This is a genomic window from Streptomyces sp. NBC_01190, assembly GCF_045039895.1.
GTDB lineage: Bacteria > Actinomycetota > Actinomycetes > Streptomycetales > Streptomycetaceae > Actinacidiphila.
Genome location: NZ_CP108580.1, coordinates 732,393 through 757,588 on the forward strand (window position 1 = coordinate 732,393; position 25,196 = coordinate 757,588).

A 25,196-nucleotide genomic window follows, 5' to 3' on the forward strand; every position below is an offset into this window, starting at 1 on the left:
GCGCTCGCCGGCATCCCGGCCCTTGAGCGTCCGTCGCCGGGGTCGCCCGGGCAGCCCGTTCCCCGGCGAAGCCCCGGCGGCGGGCACCCGATTTTCCGCGCCGTCCCACCCGCCTCGCTGGTCCACACCACTGACGCGGGGCAGGTGGGCGCGCCGGAGCCGGGAAATCTCCGCCGAAAACGGTGCTGACGTGCGAAGACGGCCTGATGCACGGGTAGTTGACGGGTCATTCGCCAGCCGATACCTCTGTGGTGCCTGATCGACCGGTATCTCATGGAGGAGGCCCTGTGCCAGGAACCGCTACTCCGCACCCCGGACGCCGCGGCCGGCGCCTGTCGCGAACGGTGACCGCCGTCGCCGCGACGGCGGCGCTGCTTTCGGTGTTCGGTACCGCACACGCGGCGCAGCCGTCGCGGGGCCCCGCGGTCGGCCCGCTCCAGCAGGCGTTCACCGACGCCGCACAGCGCTACCACGTCCCGCGGAGCGTGCTGCTCGGCGTCGGGTACCTGGAGTCCCGCTGGGACGGCCACCAAGGGGTGCCGAGCGTCAGCGGCGGCTACGGGCCGATGCACCTCACCGACGCCCGTACCGCGCTGACGGACTACCCGCCGACCGGCGCGGCCGACGGCGGCGGTGACGGCGGTGACGGGCGCGGCGACGACTCACGGCCGCGGGTCACCTCCGCGACCGTCGAGGCTCCGGACATCGCGGCGCTGCCCGCGAACCTCACCACCCTGGACCGGGCCGCGACCCTCACCGGGTTGCCGGCCGGCGCGCTGCGCACCGATCCGGCCGCCAACGTCGCCGGCGGCGCGGCCCTGCTGGCCGCCGCCCAGAAGTCGCTGCACGAGCCGCTCAGCGCGGACCCCGCCGACTGGTACGCGGCGGTCGCCCGCTACTCGGGCGCCGACGACCGGGCCACCGCCGACTCCTTCGCCGACAACGTGTTCGACGTCATCCGGGAGGGTGAGTCGCGGACCACCGACAGCGGCCAGCGGGTGGCGCTGCCCGCGCTGCCGTCCCTGCGGCCGGCCGCGGGACAGGCCGCCCGGGTCGGGCTCCGGCCGGTTTCGACGCCTCAGGACGCCGGGAACGACCCGGAGACCGAGTGTCCGCCCGGCCTCGGCTGCGCGTGGGTGCCGGCCCCGTACCAGGAGACCGGTGACGGCGACTACGGCAACCACGACCTCGCCGACCGCCCGGTCGACCAGAAGATCGACACCATCGTCATCCACGACACCGAGGGCTCCTGGGACACCGCGCTGCAACTCGTCCAGGACCCGACGTACCTGGGCTGGCACTACACCGTGCGGTCCGCGGACGGCCAGGTCGCCCAGCACCTCAGCACCAAGGACGTCGGCTGGCACGCGGGCAACTGGTACACCAACGCCCACTCCATCGGCATCGAGCACGAGGGCTTCCTGACCGACCCGGACGCCTGGTACACGGAGGCGATGTACCGCTCGTCGGCGAAGCTGGTGAAGTACCTGGCGGCCCGGTACGGCATCCCGCTGAACCGGCAGCACATCCTCGGCCACGACAATGTGCCGGGGCCGACCGCCTCCTACGTGCCGGGTATGCACACCGACCCCGGTCCGTACTGGGACTGGAGCCACTACATGGCGCTGCTCGGCGCCCCGATCCACGCCACCGCGGGGTCCTGGGGCGGCGTGGTGACCATCGACCCGGACTACGCCACCAACCAGCCGCTCTACACCGGGTGTGTGACCGTGGACGACACCTGCCCGGCGCACGGCTCGACGGCGGTACGGCTCTACACCGCGCCCAGTGCGGACGCGCCCCTGGTCCGGGACATCGGTCTGCACGGCGCCACCGGGGCGAGCACCACCGGCGTCAACGACATGGGCGCCAGGGCCTCGGCGGGCCAGCAGTTCGCGGTCGCCGGGCGGCAGGGCGACTGGACGGCGATCTGGTACCTCGGCCAGAAGGCGTGGTTCCACAACCCGGCGGCCGATCCGGCGGCGGTGAACTCGGTGGGCCTGGTGGTCACCCCGAAGAAGGGCCTCGCCACCATCCCCGTCTACGGCCGTGCCTACCCCGAGGCCGCCGCCTTCCCGGCGGGCGTGCCCGTCCAGGCGCTCTCCCCGATGACGTACCAGGTGCCCGCCGGGCAGCGGTACGTGGTCGGTAACCGGGTGCACGGCGAGTACTACTACTCGGTCAGCTTCGACACCACCGACCAGCAGGTGGTGCGGGGCCGGCAGGTCTACTACGAGATCCAGCTCGGCGCCCGGGTGGAGTACGTCAGGGCCGAGGACGTGACGGTGCTGCCGTCGGTGCTCGGCGCTCCGCGCTGACCCGGACGTCGCCGCCGGCCACCGGCCGGGCCCGGACGACCGGGCCCGGCGGGTGGCTCAGCCGCTCGGCCGGATCGGTGACTCGGCCGCTCGGCCCGGCCGGTGACTCGGCGGGTGGCTCAGCCGGCCTGGAACATCTTGGCCGGCAGCGGCTTGAGGAGCTGGTACAGGTCGTCGGTGATGGGCCGGTCCCAGGTGGCGATGGTGACCTGGACGCCGTCGCTGCGGTCGAACTGGGCGCAGGCGATCCGGGACTCGGAGATCTTGATCCGCCGGACGATCAGCAGGCTGTCGCCGTGCATCACCGGAGTGTCCTCGACCGAGGTGACCTCGGCGGGCTCGTCGTTGCCGAGCGCGGCCAGGAGCTGCGCCACCTCGAAGGGGACCTGGCCGTCCGCCAGTTCCCTGGCGGGTGAGCCGGGCGGCAGGTTGCCGATGAGCATCGCGGGCCCGCGGCCGCCGAACAGGTCGTAGCGCAGGTAGATGCCCTGGCAGCTCCCGTCGGGCCCCGGCAGCAGCCCGGCGCCCAGGTCGCCCGGCCAGTCGCCCGGCTCCATCGCGAGGACGTCGAAGTCCGGACCGGTGGGCGTGGCTGCGCTACGGCGGCGGAGGAAGGACATACGGCCATCGTACGGGGTGGGCGGCGGCCTCCGGGAGCTGGACGTCACGCCCCGCGGTGCCGCTGCGCCGATGAGCCGCCGGCCGCGTTCACCGGGGCGGAACGCGGCGCGGGCACGCCGGCCGGCCGCGCCGGGGCGACCAGCGCCAGCTCGCGCCCCGCGGTGTCCGCCAGGGCGTCCGCGCCGCAGCGCACGGCCGCCTCAAGGCCCCGGCGCAGCCGGTCGCCGGCTTCCGGGAGGGCGCCGGAGCGGCGCAGCGCCGAGCCGTGGGCGACCAGCGCCTGGGCGAGCTCGTGGACCGAGGGTGACGTCTCCAGGTGGCCGACGGCCTCGGCGAGCAGCGGAAGTCCGCGTTCGTCGCCGACCACCTCGGCGGCGACCCGCAGGCTCTGCCCGATCGTGGAGGCGGCGCCGAACTGGCGCGCCCTGGCGACCGCGTCCAGGGCGTTCAGCCCGGCGCGCTCCGGCGCGTCGCGGGACTCGGCGAGGGCCAGGTGCATCTGCCAGGGACACCAGGCCGGATTGCGCATCCCCCGGTGGTCCAACCGCCGCCCGACGGACGTCAGTTCGGCCGCGGCTTCGTTACGCAGGCCGCGGGCGAGCAGCAGCTCGCCGTGGACGGCCTGGGCGTCGGGGAAGGTGACGGTGGCCGGGAACGGCTCCTGGAAGGAGTAGTCGGCGGCGAGCCTGGTCGCCTCCTCCACGCGTCCCCCGGCGAGCAGGATCTGGATCAGCACCGCGACCGAATACCACTGCACGGGTGTGCCGTGGCCGACGCGCACGGCCAGGCGCAGCCCGTCGCGGGCGAGTTCCGCTGCCTCGGCGAGGCGGCCGCGGCGGTAGCGGATGTAGCCGAGCAGCAGGAGTCCGAAGGAGAGGTGGGCGCCGCGCCAGCCCTGCCGCTCGAAGTCGGCGATGCCGGTGGCGAAGTACTCCTCGGCGCGGTCGGGCTGGTCGGCGTACATATAGGTGATGGCCGCGAGCGCGGGCACCTCGAAGCCGCGGTTCTCGTCGGCCCACGGCAGTCCGGCTTCCAGGGCGCGGTCGGCGTGCCGCAGCGCCGTGGAGAAGTGCTCGCCGCGCAGGGTGGCGTCCCAGGCGCGGAGCGCGATGATGTAGCGCTCGGTGACGTCCCGGCCGGTGAGCCGGTCGGCGAGTCTGGCCAGCCGCCGGGAGCGGGACGGCGAGTCGGGTTCGTCGGCGCGGAACGCGTCCCACATGAACTGCTCGGACTGCATCCGCAGCTTGGTCCTGGCGTCGGTGGCGGTGCGGGCCGCCTCGCCGACCAGTTCGGCGGCCTCGGTCATCCGGTCGCTGTGCGCGAGGGACTGGGAGAGCCGGAAGAGGATGCCGTCGCGCAGGGCCGGGTCCGTGACGGGCTCTTCGAGCGCGGCGCGCAAGTGGTTGACGGTGGTGGCGGGTTCGAGGAGCTGCGACGAGCAGCCCAACTCGTAGAGCACCGCCGCGCGTTCCTCGGGCGGCGGGGGTTCGCGCAGCGCGCGGGCGAGCAGCGTGCGGGCGGCTTCTGGCGCGCCGGCCCGCAGCGTCTCCCGGGCGGCGGCGCGCAGTTGGTGGACCACCCAGGGATCGCCGTCGGGGTGGGTCTCCAGCAGGTGGCGGGCGGCGGCGGTCGGACCCTGTCCGTCGTCGATGACCGACCAGGCGGCCTGGCCGTGCAGCGCGACGCGTACGGCGTCGGGGATCGCCCGGTAGACGGCGGTGGCGATCAGCGGGTGGACGAAGCCGAGGGTCCGGCCGCCATTGAGGATGCGGGCCTCGCGCAGCCGGTCGGCGCAGTCGGCGGCCTCCTCCTGGCCGAGACCGGCGACGGTCGCGGCCAGCGCGGGCTCGACCTCGGTGCCCAGCACGGCGGCGGCCCAGGCGAGCCGGACCGTCGAGGGGCCGAGCCGTTCGATCTGGGTGATCAGGCCGTGGCCCTTCACCGCCGCCACCAGGTCGCGCAGCAGGTGCGCGCTGGCCTCGTCGGGGCGCAGCCCGCGATCCCTGACCTTGGCGGTGAGTTCGACCGCCTCGAACGGATTGCCCGCCGTGACCGCCCAGCACTCCCGGCAGAAGGCGTCGTCGGCGTGGTCGCCGACCGAGTCCCGTACCAGGGTGCCGATCGCGGCCGCGGTGAGCGGGTCGAGGTCGATGGGCCGGTGGCCGGCCCGGCCGGGCAGACCGCGGAACGCCTCGGCGCCGTCCGGGAGTTCGTCCGGCCGGTAGGCGACGACGATGAGCAGCGCGAGTTCGTCGGCGCGGGGCGCGAAGGCGGCCAGCCAGTTGAGCGACTGGGGATCGGCCCAGTGCGCGTCGTCCAGCACCAGGACGACCGGGGCGTTCTGCACGGCGACATGGGTGAGCACCCAGTCCAGGCCGTCACGCAGGCCCTGCGGGTCGGGGGCGGGGCCGTCCGCGGTGCACAGGCCGAGGGCCGGGCCGACGATGCCGTACCAACTGCCCAGCGAGGCGCGGATCTCCGGGTCGGGGCGGCCGGCCAGCCGGGGTTGGAGGAGTTGCCGGGCGACATGGAAGGCCACTTGCTGTTCCTGGTCGCCACCGCGCGCGGCGAGCACGGTGCAGCCTCGGGCGGCCGCCCGGGCCCGCACCTCGGCGAGCAGCGTCGTCTTGCCCAGGCCGGCCGGTCCCGCGAAGGCCAGCAGCCCGCCGCTCCGGTGTCCCCGCTCACCGCTCAGGTCCGCCAACGCCTCGTCGACGGCCGCGAGTTCGGCCTCACGTTCGAGCAGTGCGCGCCGACCGCGCGGATGGCGTTGCGCCATGAAGCATCTCCCTGCCCTACGGCGGGCGCGCGCCCGGCGCACGACGTCCCGTACGGCCACCGGTTCGATCGGGTCACAGCGTACGCCGCCCACTGCGGTGTGTGAGGACATAACGGCGGCGGAATGGGAACGGTGATTGGAGACCCCGACGACCCGGCCGACCCCGACGACCCTGACGACCCCGACGACGCCGCCCACCGCGCCGGGCCGGCCGGTCACTGGCAGGAGACACGGCCGGCCCGGCGGCGGCCCCGGAAGCACCGTCGCGGCCGCCTCGCCCCGGACACTGCCATGGCCGGGTGCCGCCGCACCAGGTGTCATCGGCCCGCCCCGGGACGGAAGCATCCGTGCGCCCCGTACGCGCCCCTCGTCCGCCGTTCGCGGGCCCCCTCGCCGGCCCGGCTCCCGTACGGCTCCGCGCTCGCGGTCAGTCGGTACCGGTGCCCGTTCCCGCGCGGCGGCGGGCGTGGTGGCGGGCGACGCGGGCGCGGTTGCCGCAGGAGGGTTTGCACCACTCCTGGCGGGCGTGTTCCTTGACGAAGTAGCGGACGCAGCGCGGCGCCGGGCAGGCGCGCAGCCGGTCGCGGTCGGGGCCGGTCAGGAAGGCGACGGCGGAGCGGGCGAGGGCGGCGGCGAGCCGGTCCGCCGCGGTGGCGGCGCCCGGAGCGGCGCAGCGGGCGGCGGGCGGCCCGGCCGGCGGCCAGTCGAGCAGGGGGGTGACCGGGACCCGCGCCGAGGCCGCGTTGAGCCGGGCGAGCGCCTGCGCGGCCGGCGGCAGCTTTCCGGCGTCGGCGGCGCTGGGCGGTCCGGGCAGCACCGCCCGGGCGAAGAGCGCGCGGACCGCGGTACGGACCTCGACGGCGCCGGCGAGCGCCTCCGCGTCGGCGCCGAACCCGTCGTCAGGCGGCGGGAAGCCGTGCGCCGCCAGTTCCTCCGCGTGCTCGCGCGCCCAACGGGTCAGCCCGGCCGGCTCCGCGAGGTCGTCGGCGACCCCGCCGTGGCCGTCGTGACGGATGGTGACCGCGAGATCGAGCGCGAGATGATCAACGTCCATAACGCTAATGCTATCGTCGCCGTGAACCATTAAGAGCGAGGGGGTATCTGTGTCCGATCTGCGTGAAGTGCTGCGCGGACTTGAGGTGTTCGCCGGCGAGCTGCCGGTCTTCGCCACCGGAGAGCTGCCGACCGACCCGCACGAACTGTTCACCGACTGGCTGCTCGAAGCGGTACGTCTCGGCGTCCGCGAACCGCACGCCATGACCGTGTCCACCACGGGCGCCGACGGCCACCCCGCCGCGCGCGTACTGATCTGCAAGAACGTCTCCACGGACGGCTGGCAGTTCGCCGCCGACGCCGGCAGCCGCAAGGGCCGGGAGCTCACCGCCCACCCGGCCGCGGCCCTGACCTTCTACTGGTCGTCGCTGGCCCGCCAGGTCCGGGTGCGCGGCACCGTGGCGCCGGCCACCGCGGCCGAGTCGGCCGCCGACTTCCTGGCCCGCTCCCCCGGCGGCCGCGCCGAGGCCCTGCTCGGCCGGCAGAGCACCCCGCTCGCCGACCCGGCGGAGCGTGACGCCGAGGTGCGTGCCGCGGCCCGGCGGATCGAGGACGACCCGGGACTGGTGGCACCGGCCTGGACCCTCTACACACTGCGCGCCGACAAGGTCGAGTTCTGGCAGGGCGACCGCGGGCGCCTGCACACGCGGGTCGAGTACCGCCGCAGCGACGCCGGCTGGGAGCGGGGACTGCTGTGGCCGTGACCGACGCGGTGGTGGCGCCGGCCGACCTGCTCGCCGCGCTGGACCGCGGGCACCGCCGGCTGCGCGATCTGCTCCCGGTGATCACCGAGGACACGGTCCGCGCCCCGAGCGCCCTGCCCGGCTGGACCCGCGGCCATGTGCTCTCCCATATCGAGGGCGTCGGCCTCGCGCTGGCCCGGCAGGCGCGCTACGCCCCGCGCGGCAGGCTCATCGAGGTCTACGACGGCGGCCGGCCGGCCCGCGACGCGGCGATCGAGGCGGGGAGCCGGCGCGGCGCGGCCGTGCTGCGGCCGGCCCTCGCCGACGCCCTGGACGAGATCGAGGCGTCCTGGTCCGCGGTCGGTCCGGCGGACTGGGCCCGTCCGGTGCGCTATCGCGACGGCGTGCTCCTGGACGCCGGACTCGCCTGGTGGCGGGAGCTGGAGATCCACACGGCCGACGCGCTGCTCGGCCCGGGCCCGGCGGACTGGGCACCGCCGTTCGCCGCGCATGTGGTGGAGTTCCTGGCGCGGCGGGTGGCGGGCGGCGTCCGGCTGACGCTCACCGCGAGCGACGGCCCCTGGTCCTGGACGCGGGGTACGGGGACTCCGGTCGCGGTCAGCGGCCGGCTCACCGATCTGGCGGCCTGGCTGGCCGGACGGCACCCGGCCGGGACGCTGACCGGCGATCCGCTGCCGGAGCTGGGGCCCTGGCCGTAACACCGGCGCACCGGGCCACCGGGCCGCCCGATGGCCCCGACGCTCAGGTGGGATGACGGTCGGCCGGTCACCGCCCGGCGGACCGTGGTCCGCCGGGCGGTGACCGGCCGGATGCCGTCAGGTGAGGTCGAACTCGCCGTCCCGCGCGCCAAGGACGAAGGCACGCCACTCGGCGGGGGTGAAGATCAGCGCCGGCCCCTCGGGATTACGGCCGTCACGCATGGCGATGTAGCCCTCCACGAAGGCGATCTGCACATCGCCGGTGCCCTGGCTGCTCGACAGCCACTCCGCCTCCGTCAGGTCGACCTGCGGTTTCTTCCCGCCCGCCAACGGCTGACCGGTGGTGCTCTCCGTCACGTCCGCGCTCCTCCCACATGCCACAACCTCGTACCCCGTTGTACCCGATCAGCGTATCCGCCGGGGCAGCCCTGGGAGCCAGAAGTGGGAAGCCGCCGCGAGCGTCACCCCCGGGTGTCCGACCGGCGTCCCATTCGGTCGCCAACTGGCCTGTTCTTCTTGCCTGTTGGACGACCGCGCACCGGCATGATCCGCCCGGTAAGGTCCGATCATGACCGCACATGATCACGGTCGCCGGGTCGGCCCGGCACCTGAATCCGACCCGCCCCCCGGCCTCGATCCCGCCCGTACCGCCCTGGTGCTGATCGATCTGATGGACCGCCTCGTCGCCCTGCCGCTGGCGCCGTACCCGGGCCCCCAGGTGCTGGACGCGGCGCTCGGCCTGATCCGCGCCTTCCGCGCGGCGGGCGCGCCCGTGGTCGCCGTCCGGGTCCGACGGGCGGGCGCGGTGGAACAGCCGCCGGGCAGCGATCTGGTGACGGAGGTCGCCGCCGCCGCGGACCTCGTGGTGGTCAAGCACACCATCGGCGCCTTCCAGGACACCGGCCTGCACCAGAAGCTCCAGGAACGGGGGGTGCGCACCCTCGTGCTGGGCGGGATCGCGACCAACCTCGGGGTGGAGTCCACCGCGCGGGCCGCCGCCGACCTCGGGTACGGCCTGGTCTTCGCCATGGACGCGATGTCCGGGCTCACCGCCGCCGAGCACGAGGCCTCGGTGACGCTGGACTTCCCGCGCCTCGGCACGGTCGCCAAGGCGTCCGAGGTGGTGTTCGCCCAGGGTTGATCCGACCGGAAACCGGGGGATCTCGGGAAATCGGCGAAACCGGGAGAGACTCAGGAAATTTGGGATACCGGGCAAACCCGCCGGGCTCGTCCCCGGTCCTTTCCGATGAGGGAGCAGCGCCTCGTGCACGCCATGAACTACCGGATCACCCTGCCCGCCGACTACGACATGGGCATCATCCACCGCCGGGTCGCGACGCGCGGCCACCTGCTCGACACCTTCCCCGGGCTCGGTCTGAAGGCGTATCTGGTGCGGGAGCGCGGCACCGACGGCTCGCCGGTCAACCAGTACGCGCCCTTCTATCTGTGGAACACCGCGCGGGGCATGAACAGCTTCCTGTGGGGCGCCGGATTCCGGGGCATCGTCAGCGACTTCGGCCGACCGGTGGTCGAGCACTGGAGCGGCCTCGGCTTCGAGCACGGCCCGGCGGTGGCCGGCGTCCCGTGCGCGGCGGACCGCCTGACCTGGTCGCCCGCGCCGGACGAGGACCCGGGTCCGGCGCTGGAGCGCGCGGTGCGGGAGCTGCCCGAGCGGGCCGCGCGGCCCGGGGTGCACTCGGTCGCCCTCGGGATCGATCCGCGGCGCTGGGAGCTGGTGCGCCTCACGCTCTGGCAGGACCAGGCTCCGGAGGAAGCGGGCAGCGAGCGCTATCGGGTGCTGCATCTGTCCCGGCCGGAACTGGACACGATCGAGCGGGGACGGCAGTGGTGAGCCCGCTGCCGCCCGGCCGCCGATCCCGGCGCCGCCGCGAGCGCTATCCGTCGACCGGCCCGGCGGGCAGGGCGAGTTCGGCGATTACGGCGGCGTGGTCCGACGGCCAAACGCCGTCCACCGGGTGGTGTCCGGCGCGGCGGGCCGAGCGGATGGCGCCGCGCCCGCCGGTCCGTGGCGGGCCGACCAGGATGTAGTCGACGCAACTGGGGCCCGGGCCGGGGGTGACGGCGTCCTCGTGGGCGATGTCCCAGGTGCCCTGCGGCAGTTCGGGGTCGGCGAGGCGCCAGGCGTCGAGCAGCACCAGGCCGCGGGCGGCCGGCGCGGTCTGGTAACCGCGGATGAGCCGCACCTCGTCGAAGTCGGGCTCGGCGTTGAAGTCGCCGGTCAGGACCGGCGGGTAGGGGCCGGCGCCGCGTTCGACGATGAAGGCGCCGACCTCCCTGAGCTGCGCGCAGCGCACAGCGGACTCGTCCAGGCCGGAGTTGAGGTGGGTGGTGAAGAACGGCAGCGGGCCGCCGGGGACGTCGATCGACGCGTACAGGGCGGTCTTGCCGTCGTCGGGGAAGTCGCCGGCGGGCAGCCGCCGTTCGGCCGTCTCCAGCAGGGGATAGCGGCTGAGCACCGCCACCCCCACGTCCACCGAGGTGTCACCGCCGTTGCGTCCGTGCCAGCGGTCCTGCACCGGCGAGCGGGACCATACCCAGTGCATACCGAGCCGTTCGGCCAGCCAGCCGGCCAGGTTCTCGGGCCGCCCGGCGCCCTCGGCGCTCCCCCACACCTCCTGAAGGCCCAGGATGTCGGGGCGTTCCTCCTCCAGCGTGCGCAGGATCGCCGCCCGGCGCGCTTCCCAGCGGCCGAACCGCCACCAGAGATTCCAGGTCATCACACGGATCGTGCCTTCGCCGCTGTCCACTTCGCCGCCGCTCCTCGTCGTGCCGACCGCCGTCGATCACCCCCGCCGCCGCGAACGGGCCCGCGGCGGAGCCGATCATCCCCCATGGGCTGCCCCGACGGAATCGTCCGACGCAGCCCGGGCCGATGACCAAGCAGCCGGCGACCAGGCGGCCGGTGATCGCGCCGCGGGGTCAGAGCCGTTCCGGCGCCTCTTCCCGGAGGGCGGCGACCTTCCGGTACAGCTCCTGGGCCTCGGCGGTACGCCCGAGTTGCGCCAGACAGCGGGCCTCGTCATTGCGGGTGCCCAGGGTGTCGGGGTGGGCGGGCCCGAGGACGCGCTCACGGGCCTCGGCGACCTCGTGATAGACGGCGAGTGCCCCGCTCCAGCGGCCGAGCCAGCCCAGGCCCACCGCGATCTCCCGCTTGCTGACCAGGGTCTCGGGGTGTCCCGCGCCGAGCACCCGTTCGCGGACCGCGGCCACGTCGCGTGCCTCGGCGAGCGCCCGGTCCCACTGGCCGAGCAGGCCGAGGCTGACCCCGAGGGCGTGCCGCGCCCGCAGGGTGTGCGTGTCGGCGGAGCCGACGGTACGGGTGAGGGCCGGGACGAGTTCCTCGAAGAGGGCGAGCGCTTCGGCACTCCGGCCCAGCCTGACCAGGCAGATGCCCACTTCGTAGCGGGCGGCGAGCGTGTCGGCGTGCTCCGGGCCGAACACCCGGGCCCTGGCCTCGGCGACCTCCCGGTAGATCCGCGCCGCCTCCGCCCAGCGGCCGGTGCGGCCGAGCGCGTGGCCGGCCTCGAAGCGGGTCAGCAGCGTCTCCGGGTCGTCGGCGCCGAGCACCCGTTCGCGGGACCGGGCGACCTCGGCGGCCGTCGCGTACGCCTCGTCGGCGCGGCCGAGCAGGCCCAGGTTGACGGCGACGTTGTGCTTGCTCTGGAGGGTCTCGGGGTCGTCGGGGCCGGCCGTGCGTTCGCGGGCGGCGAGGACCGCGGAGAACTCCTGGTGGGCCTCCAGGTGGCGGCCCAGCCGGCCGAGTTCGTAGGCCGCCTCGTGGCGGGCGGCCAGGGTGCCCGGGTCGTCGGGTCCGAGCACCCGGCGGCGGGCCTCGGCCACGTACTCGTACGTCCGCAGCGCCTCCTCGGTGCGGCCGAGCCGGCTGAGGCAGGAGGCGGCCTCGAAACTGCTGGTGAGCGTGTCGGGGTGGTCCGGCCCCTGCGCGCGGTCGCGGTCCGCGGCGACGGCGGTGTGCAGTTCGTACGCCTGCTCCCAGTTGCCGATCCGGCCGAGGTCGGTCGCCTCGGCGTGCCGGGCGGCCAGCGCGGCGAGCGTCTCGGGACCGGCCGCCACGGTCACCGGCCGGGTGGACCAGGCGGCGGTGAGATCGTGGTGCGGCGGGGCCGCGATGCGGTGCGCCCGGGTGGAGCGGGCCGGGCTGCCGTGGGTGAGGCTCTTCGCCCAACCGGGCAGCGGCGGCGGGGCGGCCTGTCCCGCGGCGACGCCGGCCGCGGCCCGCATCGCCTTGAGCCGGCCGCAGACGTCGGCGGCGTCCTGCGGCCGGTGTTCCGGGTCCTTGGCGAGCAGATCGAGGATGAGGCGGTCGAGTTCCGCGGGCAGTTCCGGGCGCACATCGCGGGGCGGCGCGGGCTGGGAGTCGCGGTGTCCGACCAGGATCGACCAGGTGTCGCCCAGGTCGAACGGCGGCGCGCCGGTGGCCAGTTCGTAGAGCACGCAGCCCAGCGAGTAGAGATCGCTGCGGTGGTCGACCTCGGCCGCGTCGATCTGCTCGGGCGACATGTAGTGCGGGGTGCCCATGGCGACGCCGCTGCCGGTCAGGCGGGAGGTGAAGCCGATGTCGTGGCCGAGCCGGGCGATGCCGAAGTCGCAGATCTTCACCGCGCCGTCGGTGAGCCGCATGATGTTGGCCGGTTTCAGGTCGCGGTGCACGACGCCGTGGGCGTGGGTGTACGCGAGCGCCGCGGCGACCTGCTCGGCGATGTCGGTGACGTCCGGTACGGGCAGCGGGTGACGGCGGGCGTCCTCCAGGATCTGGAGCAGGTTGCGGCCGTCGAGCAGCTCCATCACCAGGAAGAGCAGGCCGTCGTGTTCACCGAAGTCGTGGACGACGGTGATGCCGCGGTGCTGGAGCGCGGCGGCGACCCTGGCCTCCCGGCGGAAACGCTCCTGGAGGACCCGGGTGAAGCCGGCGTCACCGCTATGGCCGGCCGGCTTGAGGCACTTGACCGCGACCCGGCGGCCGAGCGATTCGTCCAGCGCCCGCCAGACCTCGCCCATCCCGCCGCGGCCGATCAGCTCGTGCAGCCGGTAACGGCTCTGGATCAGAGCGCCGTTGGTCCCGGCCCCGCCCGGCGTCCCGTAGTGCTGTTCGAGTTGTCCCTCATGATGTCCAGCCACCATCGCCCGCTGCCCCCGTACCCTTCGGTGCTTCCCCCGGTGCTTCCCCGGTCCCAGTATGGCCGCGGCGGGTCGGACGCGGGACAGCGCAGCAGGGCATTTCGGGAGCCGATACCGGGGTTCACCGGCCGGGCGGGGTTGTCGCCGTCGTTTCCGGTCCACCGGCCGGCGGTGGGTCGCCCGCGCCGTTCCTCGCGCCCCCTGGTCGGGAACTCCGGCTCCCCGACACCCCGCCGCCGGGGAGCCGGGATTCGCCGCCGCCGTGGGCGATACTGCGATTGCGCTGGTGGGCGGCCTGTCCACCGGCCCGCGGGACGGACGCGAGGACGTACACACGGATGGCCGACGGGCAGCACCATCACCACGGCGACGGTACGGCGGGCGGCGGGCGGGTCCCGCCGGGGGACGGCGAGGGGCCGGCGGCGGAGCCGGGCGTCCGGCGCTCCACCCGCTGGAAGGTGGCGCGCTGGGCGGCGCTGGGGCTCTCCGTGGTCGTGCTCCTGACCGCGGGCGCCGGCGCCTTCGTCTTCTTCCGGCTCAACGGCAATCTGCGGGACATGCCGCTGTTCGGCGGCGTCCGCGGCGACGCGGGCAGCGAACGCCCGGACGCCTTCGGCCGTACCCCGCTCAATGTGCTGGTGATCGGCTCCGACGCCCGTTCGGCCCCCGAGGACTGCCGGCTCGGCGGTGACTGCGGCCCGGGGCGGAACGCCGATGTGGAGATGGTGCTGCACATCGCCGCGGACCGTTCGCACGCCACCGTGCTGAGCATCCCCCGGGACACGGTGACCCGGCTGCCCGCCTGCCGGATCCCCACCGGCGGGATCGCGCCGGCCCGGCGCGGACCGGTCAACGCCACGCTCCAGTACGGCCCCGGTTGTACGGTCGCCGCCGTGCACGCGCTGACCGCCCTGCCCATCGACCACTTCGTGATGGTCGACTTCGCCGGGGTGGTCCGGATGTCGAACGCGGTCGGCGGGGTGCCGGTCTGCGTCGACCGCGATGTCTACGACCCCTACGCGCATCTGCGGCTCGCCGCCGGCCGGCACGAGCTGAAAGGTGAGGGGGCGCTGGCATTCCTGCGGTCGCGGCACGCCTTCGGCGACGGCAGCGATCTCGGCCGGACCGACGCGCAGCATCTCTTCCTCGGCGCGCTCGCCCACCGGATGCGGGTGGGCGGCGGGTTCTCCGACCCGTCGGCCATGCTGTCGCTGGCCGACGCGGCCACCAAGGCGCTGACCGTCGACACCGGACTGGCCTCCGTCCCCAAGCTGACCGGGCTCACCGCGGATGTGCGCAAGGTGCCGTCCGCCCGGTTCACCTTCACCACCATGCCCAGCCGGCCCGATCCGCGGGCGCCCGAGCGGCTGGTGCCGGCGCCGGCCGCCAAGGACCTCTTCGCCGCCATCGCCGCCGACCGCCCGGTCCGGGCCACCGGCTCCGGCGGGCCGCCCGCCGACCCCGGGCAGGCGCGGCCGGAAGCCGGCCCGGCGGCGGCCGGACCGCCGGCCGACGAGACCTTCGAGGACGAGACCACGGCGCCGCGGCCGCCCACACCGGCACCCGCGCCCTCGCCGGGCCGGCCGGCCACCGCTCCCGCCGCCCGGGTCCTCGACGCGGCCCACGGCGGCGCCTGCGCGAAGGTCGCCACCATCGCCTCGGTGACGGTGCGGGGTGCGGCGATGACCCCGACCGCGGCTTTCGCGGCGACCCCGCAGATCCCGGTGTCGGCCCGCTGAGGGGCGGTCCTTGGGCCACCGGAGGGTCCGGACGGCTCCCTCGCCTCCCGCCGGATCCCGGCGGCCGACAGTCGGCGTGGGCGCTGGGCCCACGGGGTGCGGGACGCCCCGGTCGGCAGGCCGGTGCGGCTCGCCGCCGTGACGTCCGTCCACCACCGGCTGATACTGGGGCTATGTGCCGGTCGAGAGCGGCCGTGACGACCTGCGGGCGACCTGGTTCCCCGTTGCGGCCGAGCAACCGGACGCACACGCTTCGACTTGGGCAGACGCAGGCTGTGCGGCTGGCTCCCGTCCCTTTCTGGAGGTATCGATGAAGATGCTGATCAACGTTCCCGAGACGGTGGTGGCCGACGCGCTGCGAGGAATCGCCGCCGCGCACCCGGAGCTGACGGTCGACGTCGAGCGGCGGGTGATCGTACGGAGAGGGGCTCCGTTCGAGGGCAAGGTCGGGCTGGTGTCGGGCGGTGGATCAGGGCACGAGCCGCTGCACGGCGGTTTTGTCGGGCGGGGCATGCTGACCGCGGCGTGTCCCGGCGAGGTCTTCACCTCGCCGGTGCCCGATCAGATGGTGCGGGCCGCCACGGCCGTGGACAGCGGCGCCGGCGTGCTCTTCATCGTCAAGAACTACACCGGTGACGTGCTGAACTTCGACATGGCGGCCGAACTGGCCGAGGACGAGGGGGTTCGCGTAGCGAAAGTCCTGGTCAACGACGATGTCGCGGTCATCGACAGCACCTACACGGCGGGCCGGCGCGGCACCAGCGGCACGCTGTTCGTGGAGAAGATCGCCGGCGCGCTGGCCGAGGAGGGCGCGCCGCTCGACCAGGTGGCCGACATCGCCCGCCGGGTCAACGAGTCGTCCCGCAGCTTCAGTGTCGCGCTGACCGCGTGCAGCACCCCGGCGAAGGGCGGCCCCACCTTCGACCTGCCCGACGGTGAGCTGGAGCTGGGCGTCGGCATCCACGGCGAGCCGGGCCGGGAACGGCGGGCCATGATGACCTCGGGCGAGATCGCCGACGCGTCGGTCGAGGCGGTGGTGGACGACCTGAAGCCGGACGCGCCACTGCTGCTGCTGGTCAACGGCATGGGCGGCACCCCGCTGCTGGAACTGTACGGATTCGCCGCCGAGGTGCACCGGGTGCTCGCCGAGCGCCGCATCCCGGTCGCCCGTACGCTCGTCGGCAACTACGTGACCTCGCTCGACATGTCGGGCGCCTCGGTGAGCATCTGCCAGGTCGACGAGGAGCTGCTGCGGCTGTGGGACGCGCCGGTCGCCACGCCCGGTCTGCGCTGGGGCTGCTGAGCGGCCCGGAGATCCTCCCGCCGACTCTCCCGGCGGGGCTCCGCGGTCGCCGGGTGCCACCCGGCCACCTCGTCCCGCCGGCCCCCTGGTCTTCGAGTCCTCCCGGTCTTTCTGGTCTTTCCGGTCTTTCTGACTCTTCCGGTCCTTCCGGTCCTTCTGGCGTCCGCCCCGGCGAAAGGCACCCCCGATGAACGCGCTCCCCTCGGACGGCCCCATAGACGCGGCCTTCCTCCGCCGCTGGCTCGAGGCGGCGACGACCGCCGTCGACCGTGAGGCCAAGCACCTCTCCGACCTCGATTCCCCCATCGGCGACGCCGACCACGGCACCAATCTGCGCCGCGGCTTCCTCGCCGCCCGGACCGCCGTGGAGCAGCAGGCGCCGGAGACCCCCGGCGCGGTGCTGGTCGCGGTGGGCCGGCACCTGATCAGTACGGTCGGCGGCGCCTCGGGGCCGCTCTACGGCTCGCTGCTGCGGCGGGCGGGCAAGGAGCTGGGCGAGGAGGACCAGGTGTCCGCGGCCCAGTTGCGGGACGGGCTGCGGGCGGGGGTGGACGCCGTGGCACAGCTCGGCGGCGCGGCGCCCGGCGACAAGACGATGCTGGACGCGCTCTACCCGGCGCTCGACGCGCTCACCGGGGCCCTCGACGCCGGCGGCTCGACCGCCGACGCGCTGGCCGCCGCGGCCTCGGCCGCCGACGAGGGCGCGCGGGCCACCATCCCGTTGCGCGCCCGCAAGGGCCGGGCCAGCTATCTGGGCGAGCGCAGCGTGGGCCACCAGGACCCCGGGGCCACCTCCTCGGCCCTGCTGCTCACCGCGCTGGCCGACACCGCGAAGGAGGCCGCGATATGACCGCCCCCACCGACCCTGCCGACGCCCCGCTCGTGGGTGTCGTCCTCGTCTCGCACAGCGCGGCCGTCGCGGAAGCGGTCGCCGAACTCGCCCTCGGACTCGCCGGCGGCGCCGTGCGGGCGCCGGTGGCACCCGCCGGCGGCGGCCCCGACGGAGGTCTCGGCACCAGCTCGGACCTGATCGTGGCGGCCGCCCGGTCGGTCGACCAGGGCGCCGGGGTGGCCGTGCTCGCCGACCTGGGCAGCGCGGTGCTCACGGTGAAGGCGCTTCTCGTGGACGAGGAGCTGCCCGACGGCGCCCGGCTGGTGGACGCCCCCTTCGTGGAGGGCGCGGTCGCCGCCGTCGTGACCGCTTCGGCCGGCGCGGACCTCGGCGCGGTGGAAGCGGCGGCGACGGAGGCGTACACCTACCGGAAGGGTTGAGGCCGGGCACGGCCCGGGGCCGGGGAGCGGGCGCGGACCGGGAGCGGGCGCGGACCGGGAGCGGGCGCGGACCGGCCCCCTTCACTGTGTCTTCCGCCGCGGTGCGAGGTGCGCGGAAGGACGGCGAAGGGGGCCGGTCCGAGCGGGAGTTCAGCGCCCGTAACCGAGCAGGGCGCGCACCATCCGGCAGGTGATGTCCGACGGCGGGTGGACACCGATGCGTGCCGCGGTGCTCCGGATCTCGCCGTTGCCGGCCTGCGCCGGCTCGTACACGCCCGCGTCGAGCAGGGCGATCGCCAGGCGCATGGTCTTCAGCCGGCGGTTGTGCGCGACGTACCACTCACGGGGCCGCCCGGCGGGCAGCGGCTTCTTGGGCGACGGGGCCGCGAAGAGCGGCACTTGGGTGGGTGCGGACTTCGGCAGGGGCAGTACGGCAGCGGCCATTCGACATCCTCCAGAGGCGTCGGCCAACCCTCTCCAACGCTTCCTATTTTACCGCCAGGTACTGACAAAGTCCGCTGGCCAGAGGGAGTTTGTAGGGGCTGCGGGGTGCTGTTCCGCCGGTGCTCCGGCGCGGGTCAGGTCGCGCCGGAGCAGGCAAGATCCCATCAGAGGGTGGCCGTAAATTCAATAGCTATTTACGCAAAAAATTGATCGAGAGGTGAAACAGCCGCGCAGAGGGGTCGTCGAGGGCCGGGTCACGGCTCCGGGTAGCCGCTGTCCGTGATCCCGGGGGCCGGGGCGGGGGCGAACCAGGTGGGGTCCTGGCGCAGCGCCAGCTCGATCCGGCCGCGGGCGATCGGCCCGAGCGGCGGCAGCTCGTCGAGGGCGAACCAGCGGACGTCGAGCGACTCGTCGTCGTTCACCCGCGCTTGGCCGCCGACCGCCCGGCAGCGCAGCACGATGTCGACGTACTGGGCCCGGTCGCCGTTGCCGTACACCACCGGCTCATTGGTGAAGACGCTGAGCACTCGCTCCACCACCGCCGAGACCCCGGTCTCCTCCATGATCTCGCGGACGGCGGCCTCGGCCGGCTGCTCGCCGGGATCGGGGATGCCGCTGATGAGTGCCCAGCGTCCGTTGTCGGCCCGTTTGTTGAGCAGGACGCGGCCTCTCGCGTCGAACACCACCATCACCACCCCGGGCAGGAACAGCAGGGTGTCCCCCGCTTTCTCGCGGATGTCCAGGATGAACCGGGGAGTCGCCATGCACCGAGCGTACGAGACAACGGGTGAACGCCACATCAGCACCAGGTTTCACCAATGGGGCAAGGTTCCCGCGCATGGTGTACACACACCGCTCCGCAGCGGTTACGGTGACCTCGAAGACAGCGCCCACGCGGGGAACGCGGGCGTGACGGCACCCGTCACGTCACGCGTGGCGGCAGGGGGTACCGGGGGATGGACATCACGGCCGGGGGATCACCGAAGGCTGCCCGCACGAGACCGCGGGATTCTTTGGCCTCTGTGAGCACGGCGGATTCTATCGACCCCGGGCCCTTCGCGGCCCCCGCGGGCCTCGGCGAAGGGTCGACCGGCCCACCCCGCCCGGCTGGGGCAGCGGGCGGGGATGCCGGGGATTTAGCCGGCCTCGTCGACCCTGCGCGTCCAGGACACTTCGCCGCAGGCGCCGAAAGGCCGGCGGGCTCGCCCGCCACGGGATTCGCTGATCCTGCGGGCTTTGGAGAGCCCGATCCCATCGCGGGCCCCGCGGGCCTCGGCGAAGGGCCGACGGGCCCACCCCGCCCGGCTGGGGCAGCGGGCGGGGATGCCGGGGATTTAGCCGGCCTCGTCGACCCTGCGCGTCCAGGACACTTCGCCGCAGGCGCCGAAAGGCCGGCGGGCGGGGGCGCTGGGGGGCCTGGGGAGAGGGCGCCGGGGTTCGCCGGGGTGGCGGGGCGGGGTGGCTCGGGTGGGGTGGGGTCGGTGGTGCGGCCGGATTACGGGGTCGTGGACGCGGTCGGCCTCGCGATCCTCGCCGGTTGGGCCGTCTGGGTGATGATCGCCGCCGCTGGACGGGCCGCCCGACCGGAGGGCGCGCTGCTCGCCCTGCTCGCCGTCACCGCGGGATACGCGGCCGGCCGTATTCTCGGCGCGCTGCTGCCCGTGCTGGCGCCCGCCGTCGCCGCCCTGGTCGTCCTGGGCCTGGTCGTGCTCCCGCCGTCGCGGCTGTCCGCCCACCCGGACGCGCCGCCTCTGGGGTACCCGAACGCGGACGCGGCGCTGCTGGTGCTGGCGATCGGAGCGGCGTGCTGCGCCGCCTGGGCGGCGCACGGCACCGCGCGCCGGGCCGGCCTGGCGCTGGTCGCCGCGGGCTCGGCCGTCGCCGCTCTCCTGCTCGGCTCGGCCGCCGGCTTCGCGGTGGGGCTCGCCGTCATGCTGTGCTCGCTGGCGGCCGCCAGGAAGACCCGGCACCACCGGCTGCTGGGGCTGGCCGGGCTCGGCCTGGCCGCCGCGCTGCTGGTCGGCGGGAGTTGCGCGGTGGTGTTCGGCACGCTGCCGGCCGGCCTGTCGACGGACCTCACCGGCCAGCTCACCCGGCCCCGCGTCGAACTCTGGCACCGGGCGGTCGGCCTCGCCGAGCGCCATCCGGTCCGCGGCGTCGGCCCGGAACGCTTCGCCGACGCGTCCGAGGCGCCGGACGCGCTGCCGTCCGACGCGCCGAGCCCGATCACCGGGACCCCGCGCTCGGCGCCCTTCCAACTCGCCGCGGAGCAGGGCCTGCCCGGGGTGGCGTTCCTGGCGGTCGCCTACGGTTGGCTGCTCTTCGCCCTGTGGCGCTCCTCCCGGCCGACACCCGTCGTGCTGTCGGCGGCGGCCGCGCTGACCGGACTGGCGCTGCTGGCGACCGTCGATCACGTGCTGAGCTACGCCGTGGTGACCGCCGGTGCCGGCTTCCTCGCCGGCGTCGCGACGGCCCGCCCGCTGGCGGACGACGAGTGCGGCGGCGCCGCGGACCCGGACGACTGAACGGGACGGGCCGGTGACCGCCGCTCGGCGGTCAGGCGCCGCCCGGACCGGGGGCGGCCGGGCGGGTGCCGCGCAGCCGCAGGCAGTCCCTGATCGCCTGCACGGCGCCTTCCGGGTCGTCCACGGTGACGGTGAAGTACCGGCCGCCGCCGAGGTCGATCACCACACCGGGGCCGCGCCGCACCACCACGGCGGTGCCCCGCTCCGGGCGCCACCGGTAGCCCCAGCCGCCCCAGGTGCGCGGGCTGATCAGGGCGTCCACCTGGGCCCCGGTCACCTCGTCGAGCGGGATACGGCGGCGCGGGAGCCCGATGTGGCCGCACCGTACGTGGACCGCTTCGTAGTCGATCCACACATGCACATGGGTGAAGCCGATCGTGCCGAAGAGCACCAGCAGACCCACGGCCAGGCAGCCCACCACCGACATCACCAGTGGGAGCAGGCCGGAGGTGCCGGGGCCGTCCACGGCGAGGTCGACACCGAGGGCCAGGCAGGCGGCGCCCACCGCGGCGAGCACCCACTGCATCCGGTTGCTCGCCCGGCCCGTCCACTCCTGGGACGTACTGGCCTCTGGCCGCGGGACGTGCGTCATGGCACGAAGCGTACTAAGACCGCGGGAATAGGGCAGCGTTCTACGTCACGTCGTGGCCGCGGAGGCCGGGGTCGCGGCGAGGGCGAGGCCCTCCGGGTAGGCCAGCGCGACGGCCGGGAGCCGGTCGGCGCGGCGGCCGTTCTGCAGGACGGTCACGCCGCCGGGGGACGCGGCCGCCGCGCCGGACGGGGCGCCGGCGCCGATCCTGCGCAGCGCCTGGCCGGCGACGGCCTGGGCGGAACCGTAGAGCTCGGCTCCCGGTACTGCGTCGGAGATCCGTTCCGCGACCAGTTCGTAGTGGGTGCAGCCCAGCACCACGGCGCCGACCCCGGGCGGGGTGAGGGCCGCGGCGGCGCGGACGGCGGCGGCCACCGCGTCGGTGTCGGCGGTCTCGACGGCCGCGGCGAGGCCGGGGCAGGGCACTTCGGTGATCCTGGCGCCGTTGCCGAAGTCGGCGATCAGCCCGCGCTGGTAGGCGCTGCCGGTGGTGGCGGGGGTGGCCCAGATCGCGACGGTCGTGTGCCGGGCCGCGGCGGGCTTGATCGCGGGGACCGTCCCGATCACCGGCAGCCGGGGTTCGAAGGCGGCCCGGAGCGCGGGCAGGGCGTGTACGGAGGCGGTGTTGCAGGCGACGATCAGGGCGTCCAGGCCCTCCTCGGCCGCGGCCCGCGCGCACTCCAGCGCCCGCCGCGTCACGTCCTCCGCCGACCTCGGCCCCCAGGGCATCCCCGCCGGGTCCGACGCGAGCACCAGCTCCGCGTCCGCCCGCAACCCCCGCACCGCCGCGGCCGCGGCCAGCAGCCCGATGCCCGAATCCAGCAGCCCGATCTTCACCCTCCCACCCTAAGCGCTTCCGGCTACCGCCGGTGGACCGCAAACCCCCTCCGGGCCGGTGAGGACCCACGGGCACGCCGTGCCCGAGCGCGCAGTTCCCCGCGCCCCTTTGGGGCGCCCCGTCAGGGGCACGAGGAACCCGCCACCGGCCGGTGGGCCGGAAACGACAGCAACAGCCCCTTTCGACCGGTGACAACCCGCAGGCGCGCCGTGGCTGAGCGCGCAGTTCCTCGCGCCCCTTGGCGGGGCGCCGCCCAACGTCAAGTCGACGCCACGCCCCAAAGGGGCGCGAGGAACGGCGCGAGCAACCCACCACTCGCCGGTGGGCCGGGGACGACCGCAACAGGGCCGCCCGGTCGGTGACGACCCGCAGGGGTGTCCCCGGGTGGGAGGTGGGTGGGGGGATGACAGACTGCGGGGGTGATGGTGATGGCGCTAACCGCTGGGATCTCACTCGCCGCCTGGATCTGGCTGGTGGTGGGGCAAGGGGGGTTCTGGCGGACGGATGTGCGGTTGCCGCGGGGTGGCGGCGAGCCGGCGGTTTGGCCGAAGGTCGCGGTGGTCGTGCCGGCCAGGGACGAGGCCGAGGTGCTGGGGACGAGCCTGCCGTCGCTGCTCGCCCAGGCGTACCCCGGAAGCGCCGAGGTGTTCCTGGTGGACGACGGAAGCACCGACGGCACCGGTGAGCTGGCGGAGAAGCTGGGCGCCGAGCACGGCGGGCTGCCGCTGACCGTGACCTCGCCGGGCGAACCCCCCGCCGGGTGGACCGGCAAGCTGTGGGCCGTGCGCCACGGCATCGCGCTGGCCCGGGAGCGGACCGGCGCCGAGTACCTGCTGCTCACCGACGCCGACATCGCCCACCGCCCGGACAGCCTGCGCGCGCTCACCGCCGCCGCGGTCCGCGCCGACCTGGACATGGTCTCCCTGATGGCGCGGCTGCGGGTGCAGACCGGCTGGGAGCGCCTCATCGTCCCGGCGTTCGTCTACTTCTTCGCCCAGCTCTACCCCTTCCGCTGGATCAACCGCCCCGGCTCCCGTACCGCCGCCGCGGCCGGCGGCTGCGTGCTGATCCGGACCACCGCGGTCACCGCGGCCGGCGTGCCGGACTCGATCCGCCAGTCGGTGATCGACGACGTCGCGCTGGCCCGGGCGGTCAAGCGGTCGGGCGGCCGGATCTGGCTGGGCCTGGCCGAACGGGTGGACAGCGTCCGCCCCTACCCCGGCCTCGGCGAGCTGTGGCGGATGGTCTCCCGCAGCGCCTACGCCCAGCTGCGGCACAATCCCGCGCTGCTGGCCGGTACGGTCCTCGGCCTGGCGCTGATCTACCTGGTGCCCCCGGCGGCCGCGGTCGGCGGCGCGCTGGCCGGCGCCTGGCCGCTGTGCGCGCTCGGCGCGGCGAGCTGGGCGGCGATGACCGGCAGCTATCTGCCGATGCTGCGGTATTACGGGCAGCCGCTCTGGCTCGCGCCCCTGCTCCCGTACACCGCGGCCCTCTACCTGCTGATGACCGTGCACTCCGCGGTCGAGCACTACCGGGGCAGGGGCGCGGCCTGGAAGGGCCGCACCTACGCCAGGCCCGACGCCACGGTCTGACGCCGCGCCCCGACGGCCCGCGACGACTCCCCACCACGACCCGGCCCCGCCGCGGGGCCACTTCGGCGGAAGGTAATCCCGAGGCGGTCCGCCGGGGCCGCTGTTACCGTTGATGCCATGGAGATCGCCCGGCACACCGACGCGACCGCGCGAGCGACCAGCTCGCCGGTAGCCGCCGCCTGACCTTCCCCAGCACAGACCGGCGACCGGAAACGGTTCGCCGGGTGCCTTCTCCCCCCTCTTCCTCGGTGTTCTCTCCTTGGTGGCGGCGGCACGAGCCGACGGCCTTTCCGGCGCCCTGACCGAGAGGCCCACCGTCGTGGAGACCACGCCGACCACCCGGCAGACCGCCGACACCTTCACCGCCTTCTTCCGTGACCGGGGCCACCGGCTGATGCCGTCCGCCTCGCTGGTCCGGCCACCGGGCGACCCGGTGCTCTTCACCGCCGCCGGGATGCATCCGCTGACCCCCTATCTGGAGGGGCGTCCCCATCCGCTCGGCCGCCGGCTGGCCGATGTCCAGCGCTGCCTGCGCACCACCGACCTGGAGGAGGTCGGCGACCCGACCCATCTCACCGTCTTCGAGATGCTGGGCTCGTGGTCGCTGGGCGACTACGGGTCCCGGCAGAGCCTGCGCTGGGGGTACGAGCTACTGGTCGACGGCTTCGGCATCGGCCCGGAGCGGCTCCACGCCACCGTCTTCGGCGGCGACGGGCAGACCGGCCCCGATGACGAATCGCTGCGCGCCTGGCAGGAGTTGGGCGTGCCGGTGGAGACGACCCGCGAGGACAACTGGTGGTCCAACGGCCCCACGGGACCCTGCGGCCCCGACTCGGAGATCTTCGTCTGGACCGGGGACGGCCCGCCGCTGGGCGCCCCCAGCGGCGACGACCGCTGGGTCGAGGTGTGGAACCACGTGATGATGCGTTACCGGCGGCTCGACGACCAGGGCCTCCAGCCGCTGTCGCGGCCCTCGGTGGACACCGGCATGGGTCTGGAACGCCTGGCGATGGTCCTACAAGGCCGGCGCTCGGTCTTCGACGGCGACCTCTTCGAGCCCTGGCTGCGGCTGCTGCCCCCGCTGTGGGGCATCGAGGGCACCGAGCTGCGGATCGTCGCGGACCATCTGCGGTCGGCCGCCGTGGTGATCGCCGACGGCGTGACGCCCGGCGCCAACGGCCACGGATACGTCCTGCGGCGACTGGTCCGCCGGGTGCTGACGCTCCTGTGGCGGCACGGCCGGGACCGTGACCCGAACACCCCGGCCACCCCGGCCACCTCGCGCACGCCGGCCACCCCGGCCACCCTCGCCGATCTGCCGGCGGAGCTGATCGCCGCCACCCTCGACCACTTCGGGCTGCCGTACCCGGTGGCGCGAGTCCGCGAGGTGCTGCTCGCCGAGGAGCGGCGGTTCGCCGGAATGCTGAGCCGCGGCCGCGGCGTGCTGGCCCGGCCGCGCTTCTCCGGTGTGCTGGACGCCGGGGACTACGCCTACCTGCACGACACCCACGGGCTGCCGCGGGAGCTGATCGACATCCTGCGCGCCGAGTGAGTCCGGGGC

General features: G+C 74.8%; 22 protein-coding genes. 12 read left to right on the top strand and 10 right to left on the bottom strand.

From position 1 onward, the window contains the following. Window positions 1-287: 287 nt before the first annotated feature. A complete protein-coding gene (locus tag OG519_RS03140; RefSeq protein WP_405578303.1) occupies window positions 288-2,318 on the top strand; it encodes an N-acetylmuramoyl-L-alanine amidase in 2,031 nt (676 codons plus the stop codon). Between the two features lie 119 nt (window positions 2,319-2,437). On the opposite strand, the gene OG519_RS03145 is transcribed toward OG519_RS03140, so the two are convergent. From OG519_RS03145 to OG519_RS03155, 3 genes are all read right to left on the bottom strand, one after another. Next, window positions 2,438-2,938 carry a hypothetical protein gene (locus OG519_RS03145; protein ID WP_405578306.1) on the bottom strand — a complete coding sequence of 167 codons (501 nt, stop codon included), beginning with the start codon at window positions 2,936-2,938 and terminating at the stop codon, window positions 2,438-2,440. 44 nt (window positions 2,939-2,982) lie between these two features. Beyond that, window positions 2,983-5,718 carry an ATP-binding protein gene (locus tag OG519_RS03150; protein ID WP_405578309.1) on the bottom strand — a complete coding sequence of 912 codons (2,736 nt, stop codon included), beginning with the start codon at window positions 5,716-5,718 and terminating at the stop codon, window positions 2,983-2,985. A 427-nt stretch (window positions 5,719-6,145) separates the two neighbouring features. After that, on the bottom strand, window positions 6,146-6,772 hold the full coding sequence (locus OG519_RS03155; protein WP_405578311.1) for a CGNR zinc finger domain-containing protein: 627 nt from the start codon (window positions 6,770-6,772) through the stop codon (window positions 6,146-6,148). Between the two features lie 49 nt (window positions 6,773-6,821). On the opposite strand from OG519_RS03155, the gene OG519_RS03160 reads away from it, so the two are divergent. Continuing rightward, the gene (locus tag OG519_RS03160) at window positions 6,822-7,475 is read left to right on the top strand and encodes a pyridoxal 5'-phosphate synthase (RefSeq protein ID WP_405578314.1); all 654 of its coding nucleotides are present in this window, start codon (window positions 6,822-6,824) and stop codon (window positions 7,473-7,475) included. Beyond that, window positions 7,466-8,173 carry a maleylpyruvate isomerase family mycothiol-dependent enzyme gene (locus OG519_RS03165; protein ID WP_405578316.1) on the top strand — a complete coding sequence of 236 codons (708 nt, stop codon included), beginning with the start codon at window positions 7,466-7,468 and terminating at the stop codon, window positions 8,171-8,173. The genes OG519_RS03160 and OG519_RS03165 overlap by 10 nt, the downstream gene beginning before the upstream one ends. A 117-nt stretch (window positions 8,174-8,290) precedes the next feature. Here the strand turns inward: OG519_RS03165 and OG519_RS03170 are convergent, their stop codons facing one another. Beyond that, on the bottom strand, window positions 8,291-8,530 hold the full coding sequence (locus OG519_RS03170; RefSeq protein ID WP_405578319.1) for a DUF397 domain-containing protein: 240 nt from the start codon (window positions 8,528-8,530) through the stop codon (window positions 8,291-8,293). Window positions 8,531-8,741: 211 nt separating this feature from the next. Here OG519_RS03170 and OG519_RS03175 point away from each other — a divergent pair, with 211 nt between their 5' ends. Both OG519_RS03175 and OG519_RS03180 read left to right on the top strand, forming a co-directional pair. Then, window positions 8,742-9,314 carry an isochorismatase family protein gene (locus tag OG519_RS03175; RefSeq protein ID WP_405578322.1) on the top strand — a complete coding sequence of 191 codons (573 nt, stop codon included), beginning with the start codon at window positions 8,742-8,744 and terminating at the stop codon, window positions 9,312-9,314. A gap of 123 nt (window positions 9,315-9,437) precedes the next feature. Further along, window positions 9,438-10,025: a DUF4865 family protein gene (locus tag OG519_RS03180; RefSeq protein WP_405592432.1), complete on the top strand. Its 588-nt coding sequence runs from the start codon at window positions 9,438-9,440 to the stop codon at window positions 10,023-10,025. A gap of 43 nt (window positions 10,026-10,068) precedes the next feature. Here OG519_RS03180 and OG519_RS03185 read toward each other — a convergent pair whose 3' ends face one another. Beyond that, on the bottom strand, window positions 10,069-10,911 hold the full coding sequence (locus OG519_RS03185; protein WP_405578324.1) for an endonuclease/exonuclease/phosphatase family protein: 843 nt from the start codon (window positions 10,909-10,911) through the stop codon (window positions 10,069-10,071). Window positions 10,912-11,113: 202 nt separating this feature from the next. After that, the gene (locus OG519_RS03190) at window positions 11,114-13,336 is read right to left on the bottom strand and encodes a protein kinase domain-containing protein (protein WP_405578327.1); all 2,223 of its coding nucleotides are present in this window, start codon (window positions 13,334-13,336) and stop codon (window positions 11,114-11,116) included. Between the two features lie 335 nt (window positions 13,337-13,671). Between OG519_RS03190 and OG519_RS03195 the strand changes: the two genes are divergently transcribed. The 4 genes from OG519_RS03195 to OG519_RS03210 all read left to right on the top strand — a co-directional run bounded on the left by OG519_RS03195 (window position 13,672) and on the right by OG519_RS03210 (window position 17,647). Beyond that, on the top strand, window positions 13,672-15,072 hold the full coding sequence (locus OG519_RS03195) for an LCP family protein (protein ID WP_405578330.1): 1,401 nt from the start codon (window positions 13,672-13,674) through the stop codon (window positions 15,070-15,072). Between the two features lie 310 nt (window positions 15,073-15,382). Then, window positions 15,383-16,375: a dihydroxyacetone kinase subunit DhaK gene (dhaK, locus tag OG519_RS03200; protein ID WP_405578332.1), complete on the top strand. Its 993-nt coding sequence runs from the start codon at window positions 15,383-15,385 to the stop codon at window positions 16,373-16,375. 187 nt (window positions 16,376-16,562) lie between these two features. Further along, window positions 16,563-17,225 (top strand): dihydroxyacetone kinase subunit DhaL, encoded by a 663-nt coding sequence (gene dhaL, locus OG519_RS03205; protein WP_405578335.1) that lies wholly within the window; start codon window positions 16,563-16,565, stop codon window positions 17,223-17,225. Further along, window positions 17,222-17,647 (top strand): PTS fructose transporter subunit IIA, encoded by a 426-nt coding sequence (locus OG519_RS03210; protein ID WP_405578337.1) that lies wholly within the window; start codon window positions 17,222-17,224, stop codon window positions 17,645-17,647. The genes dhaL and OG519_RS03210 overlap by 4 nt, the downstream gene beginning before the upstream one ends. Before the next feature lie 150 nt (window positions 17,648-17,797). On the opposite strand, the gene OG519_RS03215 is transcribed toward OG519_RS03210, so the two are convergent. Together OG519_RS03215 and OG519_RS03220 are read right to left on the bottom strand one after the other, a co-directional pair. Then, entirely contained in the window at window positions 17,798-18,091 is a 294-nt protein-coding gene (locus OG519_RS03215; RefSeq protein ID WP_405578340.1) for a hypothetical protein, read from the bottom strand. Window positions 18,092-18,345: 254 nt separating this feature from the next. Further along, complete coding sequence (locus OG519_RS03220) at window positions 18,346-18,855, bottom strand: NUDIX hydrolase (RefSeq protein ID WP_405578342.1); 510 nt, start codon at window positions 18,853-18,855, stop codon at window positions 18,346-18,348. 717 nt (window positions 18,856-19,572) lie between these two features. Here OG519_RS03220 and OG519_RS03225 point away from each other — a divergent pair. Further along, window positions 19,573-20,616 (top strand): O-antigen ligase family protein, encoded by a 1,044-nt coding sequence (locus OG519_RS03225; protein ID WP_405578345.1) that lies wholly within the window; start codon window positions 19,573-19,575, stop codon window positions 20,614-20,616. Between the two features lie 31 nt (window positions 20,617-20,647). Here the strand turns inward: OG519_RS03225 and OG519_RS03230 are convergent, their stop codons facing one another. Together OG519_RS03230 and OG519_RS03235 are read right to left on the bottom strand one after the other, a co-directional pair. After that, window positions 20,648-21,208 (bottom strand): hypothetical protein, encoded by a 561-nt coding sequence (locus OG519_RS03230; protein WP_405578347.1) that lies wholly within the window; start codon window positions 21,206-21,208, stop codon window positions 20,648-20,650. Window positions 21,209-21,253: 45 nt separating this feature from the next. After that, the gene (locus tag OG519_RS03235) at window positions 21,254-22,042 is read right to left on the bottom strand and encodes a glutamate racemase (RefSeq protein ID WP_405578350.1); all 789 of its coding nucleotides are present in this window, start codon (window positions 22,040-22,042) and stop codon (window positions 21,254-21,256) included. Between the two features lie 429 nt (window positions 22,043-22,471). Between OG519_RS03235 and OG519_RS03240 the strand changes: the two genes are divergently transcribed. Further along, complete coding sequence (locus OG519_RS03240) at window positions 22,472-23,635, top strand: glycosyltransferase (RefSeq protein WP_405578353.1); 1,164 nt, start codon at window positions 22,472-22,474, stop codon at window positions 23,633-23,635. Window positions 23,636-23,954: 319 nt separating this feature from the next. Beyond that, window positions 23,955-25,187: an alanine--tRNA ligase-related protein gene (locus OG519_RS03245; RefSeq protein WP_405592434.1), complete on the top strand. Its 1,233-nt coding sequence runs from the start codon at window positions 23,955-23,957 to the stop codon at window positions 25,185-25,187. Window positions 25,188-25,196: the final 9 nt, after the last annotated feature.

Bases quoted from the DNA above. Each gene is read 5' to 3' on its own strand.
- OG519_RS03145 (WP_405578306.1), bottom strand. From the start codon at position 2,938: ATGTCCTTCCTCCGCCGCCGTAGCGCAGCCACGCCCACCGGTCCGGAC.
- OG519_RS03150 (WP_405578309.1), bottom strand. From the start codon at position 5,718: ATGGCGCAACGCCATCCGCGCGGTCGGCGCGCACTGCTCGAACGTGAG.
- OG519_RS03155 (WP_405578311.1), bottom strand. From the start codon at position 6,772: ATGGACGTTGATCATCTCGCGCTCGATCTCGCGGTCACCATCCGTCAC.
- OG519_RS03175 (WP_405578322.1), top strand. From the start codon at position 8,742: ATGACCGCACATGATCACGGTCGCCGGGTCGGCCCGGCACCTGAATCC.
- OG519_RS03185 (WP_405578324.1), bottom strand. From the start codon at position 10,911: ATGACCTGGAATCTCTGGTGGCGGTTCGGCCGCTGGGAAGCGCGCCGG.
- OG519_RS03190 (WP_405578327.1), bottom strand. From the start codon at position 13,336: ATGGTGGCTGGACATCATGAGGGACAACTCGAACAGCACTACGGGACG.
- OG519_RS03195 (WP_405578330.1), top strand. From the start codon at position 13,672: ATGGCCGACGGGCAGCACCATCACCACGGCGACGGTACGGCGGGCGGC.
- dhaK (WP_405578332.1), top strand. From the start codon at position 15,383: ATGAAGATGCTGATCAACGTTCCCGAGACGGTGGTGGCCGACGCGCTG.
- dhaL (WP_405578335.1), top strand. From the start codon at position 16,563: ATGAACGCGCTCCCCTCGGACGGCCCCATAGACGCGGCCTTCCTCCGC.
- OG519_RS03210 (WP_405578337.1), top strand. From the start codon at position 17,222: ATGACCGCCCCCACCGACCCTGCCGACGCCCCGCTCGTGGGTGTCGTC.
- OG519_RS03215 (WP_405578340.1), bottom strand. From the start codon at position 18,091: ATGGCCGCTGCCGTACTGCCCCTGCCGAAGTCCGCACCCACCCAAGTG.
- OG519_RS03220 (WP_405578342.1), bottom strand. From the start codon at position 18,855: ATGGCGACTCCCCGGTTCATCCTGGACATCCGCGAGAAAGCGGGGGAC.
- OG519_RS03230 (WP_405578347.1), bottom strand. From the start codon at position 21,208: ATGACGCACGTCCCGCGGCCAGAGGCCAGTACGTCCCAGGAGTGGACG.
- OG519_RS03240 (WP_405578353.1), top strand. From the start codon at position 22,472: ATGGCGCTAACCGCTGGGATCTCACTCGCCGCCTGGATCTGGCTGGTG.